At 33.3% G+C, this 14892-nt stretch carries 10 protein-coding genes; 5 read left to right on the top strand and 5 right to left on the bottom strand.

The features are described from left to right. Positions 1–1129 precede the first annotated feature (1129 nt). From CGEO_RS08550 to CGEO_RS08530, 5 genes are all read left to right on the top strand, one after another. Positions 1130–1810, top strand: a complete 681-nt coding sequence (locus CGEO_RS08550; protein WP_075493189.1) for a MerR family transcriptional regulator — start codon at positions 1130–1132, stop codon at positions 1808–1810. Beyond that, entirely contained in the window at positions 1807–5250 is a 3444-nt protein-coding gene (locus tag CGEO_RS08545) for an acyl-[ACP]--phospholipid O-acyltransferase (RefSeq protein ID WP_075540220.1), read from the top strand. The genes CGEO_RS08550 and CGEO_RS08545 overlap by 4 nt, the downstream gene beginning before the upstream one ends. 1363 nt (positions 5251–6613) lie before the next feature. Then, on the top strand, positions 6614–7516 hold the full coding sequence (locus CGEO_RS08540; protein ID WP_242647995.1) for an ABC transporter ATP-binding protein: 903 nt from the start codon (positions 6614–6616) through the stop codon (positions 7514–7516). Positions 7517–7525: 9 nt separating this feature from the next. Then, a complete protein-coding gene (locus CGEO_RS08535) occupies positions 7526–9115 on the top strand; it encodes a DUF4857 domain-containing protein (protein ID WP_075540221.1) in 1590 nt (529 codons plus the stop codon). A gap of 95 nt (positions 9116–9210) precedes the next feature. After that, positions 9211–9996, top strand: coding sequence for a substrate-binding periplasmic protein (locus CGEO_RS08530; protein ID WP_075493192.1), 786 nt, complete (start codon positions 9211–9213; stop codon positions 9994–9996). A 729-nt stretch (positions 9997–10725) separates the two neighbouring features. Here CGEO_RS08530 and CGEO_RS08525 read toward each other — a convergent pair. The 5 genes from CGEO_RS08525 to CGEO_RS08505 form a co-directional block, all read right to left on the bottom strand. Beyond that, positions 10726–10860 (bottom strand): FeoB-associated Cys-rich membrane protein, encoded by a 135-nt coding sequence (locus CGEO_RS08525; RefSeq protein WP_106380115.1) that lies wholly within the window; start codon positions 10858–10860, stop codon positions 10726–10728. An 84-nt stretch (positions 10861–10944) separates the two neighbouring features. After that, complete coding sequence (locus tag CGEO_RS08520; protein WP_075540222.1) at positions 10945–11760, bottom strand: DUF4198 domain-containing protein; 816 nt, start codon at positions 11758–11760, stop codon at positions 10945–10947. A gap of 24 nt (positions 11761–11784) precedes the next feature. Then, a complete protein-coding gene (locus tag CGEO_RS08515; RefSeq protein ID WP_075493195.1) occupies positions 11785–12093 on the bottom strand; it encodes a hypothetical protein in 309 nt (102 codons plus the stop codon). A 13-nt stretch (positions 12094–12106) separates the two neighbouring features. Continuing rightward, positions 12107–14617, bottom strand: coding sequence for a ferrous iron transport protein B (gene feoB / locus CGEO_RS08510; protein ID WP_075540223.1), 2511 nt, complete (start codon positions 14615–14617; stop codon positions 12107–12109). After that, the gene (locus CGEO_RS08505; RefSeq protein WP_075493197.1) at positions 14608–14853 is read right to left on the bottom strand and encodes a FeoA family protein; all 246 of its coding nucleotides are present in this window, start codon (positions 14851–14853) and stop codon (positions 14608–14610) included. The genes feoB and CGEO_RS08505 overlap by 10 nt, the downstream gene beginning before the upstream one ends. Between the last annotated feature and the right edge of the window lie 39 nt (positions 14854–14892).

Genomic DNA, 14892 nt, shown 5'->3' with positions numbered 1-14892 from the left:
TTTTGCTTATTTTACCAAATTTTGCTTAGTATCTTGTTATAGTTGGTAAAAATTTCGCTGTGTTTCAAAAATAGAGTCTATAGGCTAAAATTTGCCTATTTAGCGGGTTTTTAATGGAATTTAGTTTAAGTCTGTTTGATAAATTTAAATCATAGGCGTTAAAAATAGTTGTAAATAAAACTAGAAAATCGCTTCCATAAAGAAGCCTGTGATGAATCTGCTTTTGCCCTTTTAGATGTGATAATACTTTGGCGAGATTGGCGTAAGAAGTGCCAAAATACCTGCATAAAGGTTATCAAACTCGTGCAAATATCTTAAAATTTCTAGTAGTCGTTATCAAAATTTAGAGGATTTTACTAAGAGATTTAAATGCATTTTTGCAATCGATTCTCATATGCGCAAGCTTGCCATAACTCCAAGCTCTAATGAAGCTTTTAGCTCATCTGCGCCTTGTGGGGCTTTTTGATTTTACAGCGCTTTGGCTTACAATATGCATTAAAAGTGGAATTTTTAGCTCGCAAAGCAAGGCAAAATACTCCTTATATAATATCTTTTAAATCAATATCTAAGTAAAAGTGAAGAAATTTAGCTTTGCAAAAGCCAAATTTGTGGTATTTTTGGATTAAATTTAGAGCATTTTTTTTGTTTGGGTTGATAGAAAAATAGCAAAGCTATATCTTTGTTCTCTTTGTAAAACTCCAGCGCATCGTCATTTCTCGCGCAAACTGTTTTGTCTTTATGGGTTTTAAGGTATTAAATTTCGCACCAGCTAAAAACAACTGATTTTTTAGTAAATTTAGACTCTCTAATCAGTCTTGAAAAGTTGTTTTCATAGCCAGTAAAGCCATTTTTATAAGCTTTTTTTGTCTATGCTAAATTGCCTAGCAAATAAATTTAGAGCTATTTTGTCAAAAATTTGGTTAAATTTCGCAACTTTAATAAGAAAATGTGAATGAAAATCAACAGTTTGCATAAATATCCTTTAAATTTAAGTAGCAAAAGCTAGATCAAGCCTTTAGAAATTTCTGTAAATTTGTAACTTTTATGTTGATTGTCAAGTGATACTATACACTTTATGAATATTTAAGCAACATTTTTGTAAAGTTTTAAAATCATAAATGGAGAAGCTATGCAAGATAAGACAAACAGTTCTGCGCCGACTCATTATAAGATGAGCGAACTAATAGAACTAACCGAAACTCCTAAATCAACCATACTTTTTTACATAAAAGAGGGGTTGCTTCCAAAACCAACCAAGGTTAAAACCAACGTTCACTCATACGGTGTTGATACGGTTAAAATGCTTAAATTTATAAAATACACTCAAACTTATTTTAACTTTTCAATCAAAGAGCTAAAAACTCTTGTTTTACGAGATGATTTTAGCTTTGAAAACTGCTATGAGTCGCTTTTAAATTCGCTTGATATTTTTATGGGCGCTGGGTTTAAAAAAGAGGTTTCTAAAGAGAAAATCGAAGATGAGTTAAACATCTCAAAGAGCGAACTTGAAGGCTTTATAAAAGATGGTTATATACTAAGCAGGGATGGAAATTTAACTCAAAAAGAGCTTGAAATTTTATCTATCATAAAAAGAGCAAAAAACAGCGAAATCGGCTTTGATATAGTTAAAATCTATCTTGAATTTGCTTTAAATTTAGCAAAAATCGAAGGCGAGATAGCTAAAGAAGCACTTGAGAAATCAAGTGATAAAAACGAGCTTTACCGCCTGATTTTAGACATTACACTAACTTTAAAACCATATATTTTTAACTACCAGACATTTAACATATACAAAAAGGATATAAAATGACGAAACTGTTTTCCTTGCGAGGATTTTCGCCCTTTATAGCGGTGATGTTTATAAACGCTATAGTTGATTTAGGGCATAAGATAACGATTCAAAATATTTTAGTTAAAAGCTATACTGGAAACGAGCTTGTTATCCTAACTGCGGTTGTAAATTTGCTTATTTTGCTTCCTTATGTTTCGTTTTTTTCATTGGCTGGATTTTTAAATGATAAATTCTCTCGCACCACTATAACTCGATACGCCGCTGCTAGTGAGATTTTTCTTACATTTTTAATAACGATTTCTTATCTTTTGGGCTGGTTTTATGTGGCGTTTTTTATGACATTGCTTTTAGCTATCCAAAGTGCGATTTACTCTCCAGCAAAATATGGACTTATAAAGATGATAGTTGGAGAAAAAAACCTTGGAGCGGCTAATGGAGTCGTTCAAGCAGTGACAATCATCTCGATTTTACTGTCATCTCTTGCATTTTCAGTTGTGTTTGAAGTTTATGCGAGTTCATCGACAAGTCCAGCAGAGCTGATGAAGTCAGTTTGGTTTATCGGCGTTATGCTTTTTGTTTGTTCTGTTTTGGAGACATTTTTCACTTTTAAAATTCCATTTTTTAAAGCAAGCGATGAAAATAGTAAATTTGAGTTTAAAGAGTATGTTAAATTTGGCTATTTGAAAAAAAATATGAGTATGATAATAAAAGATAAAAATGTATGGCTTTGTACTTTGGGGCTGTCGTTTTTCTGGGCGATTTCGCAACTTATCATCGCGGTTTTTCCAGCTCATTATAAGCTAATTAGCGGCGCTGATAACGTTGTAGTTATCCAGTCCATACTCGCAGTAAGCGCGATAGGTCTTGTTTGTGGCTCGTTTTTTGCAGGAGCATATAGTAAAAACCATATCGAGCTTGGGCTTGTGCCATTTGGCGCTTTTGGTCTTTTTATCTCGCTTTTACTTTTTTCTAGTTCGCAAAGTGCCTTTGGACTAGGATTTGCGTCTGTTTGTTTTGGTTTTGCTGGTGGAGTTTTTATCGTGCCTTTGAATGCAAATATTCAGTTTTTCACATCTGAAAAACGCATGGGAAAGGTGCTTGCTGGAAGTAACTTTGTGCAAAATTTATTTATGATTTTATTTTTGATTTTAGCTATTGTTTTTGTGCAGTTTATGATAAGCACAAAGCAAATTTTTGTTTTTGCAGCTTTTAGCATTTTAGTCTGTGCGATTTACGCTATAAAGGCGTTGCCACATCTTTTTTCACGTCTTCTTGCTATACCTTTTTTAAAATTTGGCTACCGTGTAAATGTTAGCGGAGTTGAAAATATACCAAAAACAGGCGGCGTGCTTCTTTTAGGAAATCATATAAGCTGGATAGACTGGGCTGTAGTTCAAATAGCAACTCCAAGACCGGTTAAATTTGTAATCCATCGAAGCTTTTATGATAGGTGGTATTTGCAGTGGTTTTTCAAACTTTTTAAAGTCATTCCTATAGGAAGTGGGATGAACAAAAGTGCGTTAGAAAATGTTCGTACAAGGCTTGAAAATGGCGAAGTTGTAGCACTTTTCCCAGAAGGTCATATAAGCTATAACGGACAGCTTGATGAGTTTGCAAAAGGCTTTGAAGTAGCCTCAAACGCAACTGGAGCAAAAATAGTCCCATTTTATATAAGAGGGCTTTGGGGTTCATCTTTTTCGCGCGCTAGAAAATACTTTAAAAATATGACTTCAAAAGAGGGAAAAAGGATGCTAGGCGTTACCTTTGGCGAACCAATGCCAGATAGCAGCACAGCTAGTGAAGTCAAGCAAAAAGTTATGCAACTTTCGTTTTTTAGCTGGGGCGAATACATAAACTCGCTTGAGCCGGTGCAATTTAACTGGTTAAGAAATGCTAAAGCAAATCTCTTTAAAAAGGCTATCGTGGACTCAACTGGCGTGGAGATGAACAACTTTAAAGTCATAACCGCGGTTTTGATATTTTTAAAGAAATTTAGAAACTCGTTTAAGGATAGCCAAAATATCGGCTTGATACTGCCTTCATCTGCGATGGGGAGTATTATAAATTTAGTCTTATTTATAATGGGTAAAATTCCTGTGAATTTAAACTACACACTAAGCGTTGAAAATATGGCAAAATGCGTTGAAAATGCAGATATAAAATCTATTGTCACATCTAAAAAATTTATAGAAAAACTAAGCTCAAGAGGGCTTGTTTTTAGCGATGAGTTAAGCGCCAAATTTATCTATCTTGAAGAAGTCGGCGCTAGTATCAGCAAAAAAGCGAAAATTTATGCCGCTATAAAGGCGATTTTACTTCCAAGCTTTATGATAGATATTATATATTTTAGAAATGTTAGAATCGATGATGATGCGATTATCTTATACAGTAGTGGAAGCGAGGGAGAGCCTAAAGGCGTTGTTTTAACCCATAAAAATATTATGTCAAACGTAAAACAAATCTCTGGGCTTTTAAACAGCGATAAAAACGAAGTCATACTTGCTTCTTTGCCGATTTTCCACTCTTTTGGGCTTACTGTCACGACGTATTTGCCACTAAGTGAGGGCATAACAAGTGTGCATGTTGCTGATTCAACAGATGGGCTAGCTGTGGCTAAAATGGCGGCTAAACAAAGTGCAACTGTGATGTTTGGAACATCGACATTTTTTAGACTCTATGCTAAAAATCCACGCATAAATCACCTTATGTTTAAAACTATTAAATTTGCCATAGCTGGGGCTGAGAAGCTAAAACCAAGTGTAAAAGATGAGTTTAAGATGAAATTTGGTGTTGATATTTTTGAAGGATATGGAGCGACTGAAACAACGCCAGTTGTAAGTGTAAATATGCCAAATATGCTTGAACTTGACAGCTTTAAAGAGCTTGTGTTTAATAAATTTGGCAGCGTTGGACTTCCGCTTCCTGGAACTGTGATAAAAATAGTTGATTTAAACACCCTTGAAGAACTTGCTCAAGGAGAAAGCGGGCTTATACTTATAGGTGGACATCAAGTTATGCGAGAATACCGCAAAAATCAAGCTAAAACCGATGAAGTTATAGTAACGATAAATGATGTTAGATACTATAAAAGTGGTGATATAGGATATCTTGATAGCGATGGCTTTTTATACATCACAGATAGAGTTTCGCGCTTTGCAAAAATCGGCGGCGAAATGGTAAGCTTAGGAGCGCTAGAAGATAAGCTAGGCGAGATTTTTAAAGATAGTATTCACTTTATATGTGTGAATTTAGCCGATGAGAAAAAGGGCGAAAAAATCGTTATGTTGTATGATGGAAGCACAGAAGAAAAAGAGGTAATGAGCGCTATAAAAGCTTCGAATATACCAAATTTAATGCATCCAACTTCAGTGCATAAAGTAGAGCAAATCCCATTGCTTGGGACTGGAAAGGCTGATTATAAATCAAGCAAAACTTTAGCTATAAAAATCGCTGGATAGGCGTGGTTTTGGGAGTTTTGTGCTATAAGATTTACTAAATTTAGGGCTTGATTTATTGAAATTTGTTAGAGTTTAAAAGGTTTTGAAGTTATCAAATTTATTGTGAGTTTGGTATGGTTTAAATTTATATAATTTGTTGAAATTTATAAATTTAAATATAACTTAGCTTTAAATTTGACAACCTTTTAGCTTTTGCGAAAAATGTTTAAATTTATGTATAAATAAATTTGTAAGTTTATTAAATTTATTTATATTTTTGTAAGATTGAACGATGAAAATTTCAAATTTATTTAATTGATAATTTCATTTTTATAAAGATTTGTTATGAAATTTGATGAATTTTAAAACAAAAAAGGTTGATTTTGGTTGCTTATCAATGCGTTTTTATGGCAAAAACAGCCCTTATGGTTACTATAAAAACGCATTTGCTATTTGTAAAATTGAGTTTAAAATTATAGATTTTATAAATTTATAAAACTAAAAATTTATCATGCTTGTTTGCTAGTTCATTTTTTGGCAAAAATAGCATAAAAAGTTGATATAAAACGTATATTTAAATTTATACTTTTTTTGTAAATGAAAGATTTGTTTTGCTAATTATTGGCATATTTTTAGCAAAAAAAAGCCCTTGTGATTGTAAAAACGCAGTATTTAAATTTTAAATTTAAATATTAAAAACTGAATTTTAAATACCGGTTTATGAAAATTTGTTTCAAGTTTGCCAACTTTTAGCCGTTTTTAAAAGTTTGGTTGTTGATGTATTTTTTGGCAAGAAAATAGCCTTTGCGATTAAGATAAAAATATTAGAATTTGATGAGTTAAATTTTCAAACTATTTTGTTAAAAAAGTAGTAGGTTTTATCGGTTTTACAAGTAAATAGTTTTTTTATTTGTTATAAAACCAGATTGATAAATTTAAAAGCGAAAGTATCTAATAAATTTTAAAGCTAAATTTTAAGATTTAAATTTAAAGCGTGAAAAGCCTAACTTCTGATATCTCATAAATTTTTAAAAGTAAAAACATAAAAGCTAAATTTAAAAGCGAAAGTATCTAATAATTCAAAATATAAACCAAAATTTAAAAGCGAAAAATTAAAATTTAAAGTGCTAAATAACTTTGCGAGTTATTAAATTTGATTAGCTTGTTAAAGTTAAATTAAATTCACAATTTAACTAAAAACTAAAAATTTGCTACAGCTGATACGAGTTTGTTTTGGTTAAGTTTGGGTTTGCTAAATAAATTTATCACCAAATTTTTATCGCTAAAAAATCTTATAAATAAAATCATTTGTGATAATGACTTTTAAGATTAATTTCATAGAAAAATAGGTAAAATTAAACGAAATTTAAATTCAAGGATAACCGTGCAAACTCAAAAAAATCCTTTAAAAACAAATGATGAATTTACTCAGCCAAATAGCGCTTTTGCAAGAGAAAATGCCGTTGAGGTCAAGAATTTAACGCACTATTATGGTAAAAAAATGATATATGAAAACTTAAGTTTTACAGTGCCAAAGGGCTGTGTTTTTGGAATTTTGGGGCGAAATGGTGTTGGAAAATCAACGCTTATAAACATTCTTATGGGTTACATTCACCCAAAAGGTGGCGAGTGCAAAGTGCTAGGAAAAGAGAGTTTTAACCTTGATAACGAGGCTAAAAGAGATATCGCGCTTCTTTTTGAGGGATTTATAAGTTATGATTATCTAAGTATAGCGCAGTATGAGAGATTTTTAAAACCATTTTACCCAAAATGGGATAGTAAAATTTATAAAGAGCTGGTTAAACTTTTGGGCTTAAATGAAAATCAAAAGCTAAATTCTATGTCTTTTGGACAAAAATCACAAGTAATTTTGGCAAGTTTGTTTGCTCAAGATGCAAAAGTGCTTATCTTTGATGATTATTCTATGGGGCTTGATGCTGGATATAGGCGGCTTTTTGGGGATTATTTAAAAGACTATCTTGATGGCAAGGATAAAACCGTCATTATAACAAGCCATATCATGAGCGATTTGCAAGATTTAGTCGATGAGTTTATCATAGTTGAGCGAGGCGGACAGGTGTATCAAAGCTCGATGAGCGAGTTTATGCGCGAATTTAGAGTTTATAAAGTTGGTTTGGATAGGGATTTGAGTAAATTTGGGTTTAAAAATATAGACAAATTTAAAAACCATCAAATGGCATACGGCTTTTGCCAAATCGATGATGAAATGCCTATAAATGCGACATTTGAGGATAAATTCCTTGGCTTTGTTGGAAGATATGAGTAGGGGGAAGATGTGGGATCTATTTTTTTAAAAGAGATAAGCAGGCTAAAGGGAGTTTTTATCTTTTTGGTTGTGGTTTTGGCTGGATTTTTCTTGTGGTTTTGCTTTAAAGTAAGATATGATTTTGGTGCGATTCACCCTGAGAGCGTGATTTGGTATGGGTATAACTTTTTTGATAACCATCCTGAAAGCGTTATGGCATGGGTTTGGGTGATTTTAGGAGTTGGAGTTAGTTTAGCTCAGTTTTTAAGCGAAAGAGCACGTATAAAGTGCTTGCTTCATCTACCAAAAAGTAGTGCTATGCTTTTGCTTGAGCATTTTTATCCAGTTTTTATACTTTTTGGCGCGATTTGGCTTGTTTTTGGTGGATGGCTTTTAGTTTTTAGCTCATTTTTTTATCCGGTTGTTATCTTAGAGCAAATAGCGATAAATTGGTGCTACTACGCACTTTGCGGAGTACTTTTTTATATATTTACAAATGCGGTTGTGATAAACAAAAATGCAATTTTTAGCTTTGCTTTAGCTGTTGTTTTTACGGTTTTATCTTTTATGGTGCTTTTTTATCTTAGAAGCTTTTTGGTTATTATTTTACTAGCCGTAGTTGGTGGAATTTTGTGTTTTAACTCCTTGCTTTCACATAAGCAAACATCACTAAAAACACCGTTTTTAGGTGCTATTTACGTTGTTTTAGCAGTTGTTTTTGTATTTAGCGGGGTTGGGTTTTATGATAAGAGTTTAAAAGAGAAAAAAGAGAATTATTATATATTTTACTCACCAAGTTTGAAAGAATTTATCTATCAGCACAACCTTGGCGGGCATTATTTTGCTTATAAAAGCGCAAGTGGCAAAGAGTTTAAAAGCGAAAAAGAGTATAAAAATGAGCTTGCTTTTAACTACTATATGGACTTAGAGCAGCAAGGAAAACTGCCGGTTGTGATTGATGGCGAGAGTTTTAGCAAAGAGCGTATAAAAAATGCAAGATTTTCTATGAGTTACACACCAGCAGACGCCAAGCCCCCACAAATTCCACTCTATCCGCTGTTTAATCCTGATCCAAAAGTATCGTCCATACCTTTTAGTGAAGATATGATTTACTTTGCTAAAAATGGACTTGAAATTTATCATCACGATGGAAATTTAGATAAGGAATTCTCTTCTTTTTTAAATGATAAAGCGCTAAATTTAGATGTGAAATTCCCAGCCGTTGCGGTTTGGGGCAGGTTTACAAATTTAAAACCATATGATAGTGGAATATTTTTTAAAGACAGCAAAGGAGATGTTTTTAACATAACAGTTTATGATAACAAGCTTGATTTCAAAGAAATCCCATCTCTTAAAAATTTCGAGCATTTGCACGTAAATGAGAGTAAAAATAGCGATTTTCTAGCTATCGCGTTTAAAGATAGTAAAATTTATCTTATGGATAAAAAATATCTTTTAACTAAACTAGATGTTGGCGAATTTAATTGGCACACGATGAGACTTAGAGTTGCATTTGATGCTAAGTATTTGCAAGTAAGATATGATGATGGAAGAGTCTATAAAGCTTTTGCCTTTGATAAAGATGATTTTAAAGAGGTTGATAAATTTCAAATAAAGTAAATAAAAGATAATTAAAATATATTTTTTGCTAAATTAAAGTTAAATTTAACCAAATATGGTATAAAATTATAACAAGCTTTCTTTAAGGGGGTTTTATGTCAAAAGTTATATTTTCCTTAATGCTTTTTATTTTAAGCTTAAACGCGCAACATCTTAGAGTTTGGATGAATGTCGGGTATCAGCCATTTAGTATGCCAAAAGATGGCAAAACGGCAGGGTATGAGATAGACTTGCTAAATGAACTTGCCAAAAAGTTAAATTTCACTTACGAGATAGTAGATACAAAGCTTGAAAGCCTTGAACATATGGCAGATAGTAATCTTGCCGATATGGTTGTTTCTAGCATAAATGTAAGCGAAGAGCTAAAATCTGTTGTTGAGTTTTCAACACCTTACTACAAAAACACATCAACGGTCTTTTTAAAAAGAAAAAACGATGAGTCTATAAAAGACTTAAACGAAACTATTAAAGGCAAAATCGTAGGTGCGTTTAAAAACAGATATCAAGTAGGGCTACTACACAAAATTCCAGATATCATAGTAAAAGAACTAACCGTAAAAAAGGGTATAGGTGCGATAATAGAGCTAAAAACAGCTCAAGTAGATGTTTTAGCGCTTGATAGAACACTGGCAAATATTTATACCAAAAAAGGAAGAACCGTATCTGGATACTCCAAAAATGTTGTTGGATTTTTGGATGATTTGGGGTTAAATGATGATATAGAAGTTTTTTATGAGGATAAATTTGATAGTGAGGGTTATGCCATCGTTTTTGGAAACAGCATGAAAACAGAGCTAAAAGATGGGATAAACAAGGCGATTTTGGATATGTATGAAGATGGAACTATCAAAAAACTTATAAAAAAATATAGACTTGAGTAGAACATAACGGCTTTGATTTGGCGATGAAATTTGGTGAGATTATAAATTTAGTAAATGCAAGGTGTGATTTGCCTTATAAATGAAAGTTTATCATAGTTAAAATGCTTGTTTTAATAGCTTTTTTGCGTTTGTCTTTTTTAAAACAGGTTTTTTGTTTGTATATTTTAAGATGTTTAGCTTGTAAACTTATGCTTAACTTAATAAATTTAGCCAGCTTTATCTTAAATGCTTCTAACATTTCTCTTAAACTGCGCGCAAAAGGCTTTTGTTTAAATTACATGCTAGTTTGATTTAGCAAAAGCTAGTTTTCGTGTTTTAAAATAGTTAGCATTTAAACCTGCTATAGCTTTGGCTAAGTAAAATTTAAAGTTGGTTTCAAAGTATTTATGCATAAATAAATGGCTAAAAAATTTATTGCAATCTTGTTTAAAATACAAGTGCGACTCTTTTAAGACTTTAAGAAAGCTAAATTTGTAAAATTTTTATAAAAAACATATAAATTTACTAAAGTAAAATGGCTTTAAAAAGCGGAAAATATAAAGATATAAAAGTAAAAATTACAAGTTTGATAAGACAAATTGACTGCTAAATTTAAAGCTAAATTTAGCATATTTTGCAAAAAAAGCTAAATTTAGTATCTGCTATAAAAAGGCTAAATTTAACAAAATAGCGGTTTTAAAACCGCTTGAAAATAGCTTAAAACCAGCCGTAGAAATATAAAATAAAGGGCTATTTTTTCTTTTTGCTACAACAACTTTTGCCGTTGCCACAACCACAATCCTTTTTCTTAAACTCTTTATAGTAAAAATAATACCCCGCCGCACACGCTAGCACTACTAAAAAAATCGTTTCTGTCACACTCATCAAATTTCCTTTTTTAAATTTAGGCTATCTTGCCTTGCAAAACAGGCTAAATTTAAAAGGGCGACTTTAAAAGCCGCCACAAATTTACTTCATATCTTTAGCTTGAACCCAGATAACTGCGTCTTGACTTAACTCTTTGCCTTTATACTCAGTGTCGCTTCCAACGCCAAGTGCGGCAAATCCCCACCAACCAGCTTTAGGAATTCCAAATGTAAATTCGCCATTTGCATCAGCTTTCATACCGATAGTTACAAAACTATCTTGAGGAGCTTTTACAAATGGTTTGCCCATTTTGTTTTCTTTGATATCGACTGGATGGTTTAGATACTCAACCTCAATCTCAGCAAACGCAACTGGTTTGCCGTTTGATTTAACAATGCCAGTAAATGTGCTTCCAGCCCAGACAGCATATGGTTTTGTCAAAGGAACGATTTCAGCTTTTAACCCAAGTTCTGCATCCCAATCAGTCGGAGCGCCAGCAACGTTTACAACCATTTTTGTGATTTGTTGGATGTAGGCGTCTTCGTTTGCTTCAAAGTATGGAGCTGGAGTTAAAACAAAAAGATGATCGCCCATAGTTCTTGCTTTATAATCAGTGCTATATCCAATGCCTTCGTTTGAGTTGCCTTTAAATTTAATCTCTTTTAAGCTATCTTTTAGCTCAGTTTTTTTCTCTTTGTGGATTACATAAAAGTCTTCAACGCCAACTCTAGATTTGTCAGCTTGAAGCCCCATATCCATAGTATGCTCATCGGCAAATGGGTGGTTAAAAACTACTTTTAGTGGAATCGTACCGCCTTTATTTAGTGCTGATTCTGGTGTGTAAACCATTTGAAAATGCGCAAACGCACTACTTGCCAAACCTGCCGCAACAATAGATGAAATAACAATTTTTTTCATTTAATCTCCTTTTTTAGTTTAAATTTACTCAGCTATATCAGATGATTTAACTGTAACCTCATGACCCTCACCAGCGTAGAATTTAGCCACATACTCACCCTCTGGTTTTTTAAATGTATATGTGCTATCATCGCCAAATTTAGCTTCTGCTATGGTTTTGCCATTTTGCTCTAGCATAAATTTAACTCCTTTTGCCGAACTTCCATCGCTAAAACCGCCTTCGCAAGTTACGGTATCATCGCCATTATCAAAACAACTCATTAAAGCTGTGTGAGCAAAAAGTGATGAGCTCATAAGAGCAACTAAAGCTGATGAAAATAGAATTTTTTTCATTTTCTTTCCTTTATTATGATTTTGGTTTTGTAGTCCAATTTATCCTTTTTTCAGGGATAAATGAGATGATGACAACTATAGCTAGTAGTATTAGATAATAATACGTCATAGCAACAAGACCACTAAGTGCAAAAGCGCTTGAGATAGTAAAAAACAAGCTTGCAACAACAAGTGCTAAAGTAAATGGGAAAAAGATAGCAAAAAGCATCCATGCCCAGCTATTTGTCTGCATTTTTACAACTATCATTGAGGCTATACAAGGTGGAGTTAGCAGCATAAAGATTATGATAGAAGCTGCGTGAAGTGGTGTGTAGCCACTGTTTCTACTCATAGTCTCTTCTGGACGCTCGTTTTGGTTTTTCATCTCATCATCTACGCTATCTAAGCTAGTATCGCTTGCGGTTTGATTCATGTCGATTTTGCCGGTTTCATATATACTACCAAGTGTTGCAACAGCAGACTCACGAGCTGCAAATGAGCTTAAAAACGCAACATTTATCTTCCAGTCAAACCCAGCAAACTGAGTTATCGGCTCTAAAGCCCTTCCTGCCATGCCTAAAAGCGAGCTTTCGATTTTATCGTTTTTTTGCTGTCTTAAGATGGTGTTTCTACCAGTTGAGAGCTTTCTTAAGGCGGTGTTTATCTTTTTAGCATCTTTGTCATCTTTGGCTACTTTTAGAAATTTATAAAACTCAGGATTTTTAGAAGCATAACTTTCATCGACTGATTTGCTTCCAGCCATCTTTTTAGAGCGGTATCCATCGTAGAAATTTAGCAAACTAGCAACTTCTTCTCTAGTATCAACTAATGAGTAATATTTAGTTTTAGATACGGCTTTATCAAAGTTAGCTAAAATTTTTGTCTCTTCTTTGTTATACATCTCTTGTTTTTCATCGCTTAATCCAGGAAATTGAAGCAGGGCAAAAAGAACAATCGCCACAGCTATAACAATAGTGCAAACCTTTTTTATATAGACCCAAACTCTCTCGCACGCTCTTAAAATCACACCTTTAAAAGTTGGCAAGTGATAAGGTGGAAGTTCCATAACAAAAGGGGCGGTTTCTCTGGTTTTAAGTATCGTGCCGGTTAGAAATTTAGCGATTATCAAAGCAGTTAGTATAGTAACTGTTGAGATATAAAACATCATAAGTCCCATATCTTGCAAGAAAAACGCGCCAAGTAAAAGTGTGTAAAATGGCACTTTTGCCAAACAGTTCATCAAAGGAACAGTCATGATAGTAGCCATTCTTGCTCTATCATCGGCTATGCCTTTTGTAGACATAACTCCTGGCACAGCGCACCCTCCAACAAAAGCGCCACCTAAAACAAGTGGAAGTGTGCTTTGCCCATGAAGACCAAATTTCTTAAACACACGATCGAGTATAAACGCCATTCTAGGCATATAACCCACATCTTCCATAACCGCAATCAAAGCAAAAAGTATGAAAAATATCGGTAGATAATTTAGCAAAGCAACGGCTGAATTTACAAGCCAACTTGCAAGATCTGTTATCATAGGAACTTTTGCTATATCATTTGCTGGCGAGATGTCTGCAACAAAATTTTTAATCGCACCAAGGATAGGCCACGTATAGTCCGTTATCTTATATCCAAAAACGATAGAAAGCTCATAAACCAGCACTATGATGATTAAAAGTATAGGAAAGCTTAACCAGCGATTTAGCACCACTTTATCGACTTTATCGGTTAGTGTAAGTTCGCCTTTTTTAGTCTCTTCTACGCATTTATGGCAGACTACATCGGAGTTTTCATAGCGAAAAGATGCTAGAAAACTATCGACATCTTTATCAAACATATCGTGAAATTTCTCTCTTAAGTTATGCGAAATTTCTGATATATTTGGGTTTTTATCTTCTAAAAGTTTTATAGCAACTTGATCGTTTTCTAAAACCTTTATACTTAGCCATCTTTTGTTCATCTCGTTGTTTTCAAAATTTATCTCATCTTGAACTTGCGTTATAAGTGGTTCAAGCTCTTCATAGTTTATTTTAAATTCTTTATAGTTTTCTTTAAGTTCAACTACATTTTCAAGCGCGGCTAAAATCTCTTTTTTGCCCTCTCCTTTAGCTGCACTTGCGCGGATTACAGGACAGCCAAGAATTTTTTCTATCTTTTTATCATCGATTATTATCCCTCTTCCTTCAGCCACATCGCACATATTTATAACGATGATAACAGGTTTTCCTATCTCAAGGAGCTGAAAGGTAAAGTAAAGACTTCTTTTAATGCTTGATGCATCAACTATGTTTAAAATCACATCTGGATTTTCATCTATTATAAACTCTTTTGCCACCTTTTCTTCAAGCGAATATGAGCTAAAAGAGTAAGTTCCAGGCAAATCAACCATCTCGATATCAAGCTTTTTGGTTGAAAAAAAGCCAGATTTTTTATCCACTGTAACGCCTGGATAGTTAGCGATATGCTGATGAATGCCACTAAGCATGTTAAAAATAGTTGATTTTCCGCAGTTTGGTTGTCCAGCAAGAGCTACTTTTAGTTGCATTCGTAAACCTCGATTAACGCTGCTTCGCTCTTTCTAAGTGTTAAAATGTAGTTGTGAATTCTAAGTTCCATAGGGTCATAAAGTGGAGCTTCTCTTACCACTTCTATGGTAGCTCCGTTTACAAAACCCATATCCAAAAGTTTTTGTAAAAGTTTGTCTTTAGCGCTTAGTTTTACTATTTTGCATGATTTTCCAGCTTCGATTGTATCTAGTCCAAATGTTTTTAGCACACTCATTATAAGCCTTTCTGTAATCTTGATAATTAATTTCGTTAT

It is taken from the genome of Campylobacter geochelonis, from assembly GCF_013201685.1.
In the GTDB taxonomy this organism is placed as follows: Bacteria; Campylobacterota; Campylobacteria; order Campylobacterales; family Campylobacteraceae; genus Campylobacter_B; species Campylobacter_B geochelonis.
This window is presented reverse-complemented; position numbering and strand designations above follow the sequence as displayed.

What these genes read in the sequence shown, in the direction of transcription:
- CGEO_RS08505 (WP_075493197.1), bottom strand. Translation starts at nt 14,853, where the DNA reads ATGAGTGTGCTAAAAACATTTGGACTAGATACAATCGAAGCTGGAAAA.
- CGEO_RS08545 (WP_075540220.1), top strand. Translation starts at nt 1,807, where the DNA reads ATGACGAAACTGTTTTCCTTGCGAGGATTTTCGCCCTTTATAGCGGTG.
- CGEO_RS08520 (WP_075540222.1), bottom strand. Translation starts at nt 11,760, where the DNA reads ATGAAAAAAATTGTTATTTCATCTATTGTTGCGGCAGGTTTGGCAAGT.
- CGEO_RS08515 (WP_075493195.1), bottom strand. Translation starts at nt 12,093, where the DNA reads ATGAAAAAAATTCTATTTTCATCAGCTTTAGTTGCTCTTATGAGCTCA.
- CGEO_RS08530 (WP_075493192.1), top strand. Translation starts at nt 9,211, where the DNA reads ATGTCAAAAGTTATATTTTCCTTAATGCTTTTTATTTTAAGCTTAAAC.
- CGEO_RS08525 (WP_106380115.1), bottom strand. Translation starts at nt 10,860, where the DNA reads ATGAGTGTGACAGAAACGATTTTTTTAGTAGTGCTAGCGTGTGCGGCG.
- feoB (WP_075540223.1), bottom strand. Translation starts at nt 14,617, where the DNA reads ATGCAACTAAAAGTAGCTCTTGCTGGACAACCAAACTGCGGAAAATCA.
- CGEO_RS08550 (WP_075493189.1), top strand. Translation starts at nt 1,130, where the DNA reads ATGCAAGATAAGACAAACAGTTCTGCGCCGACTCATTATAAGATGAGC.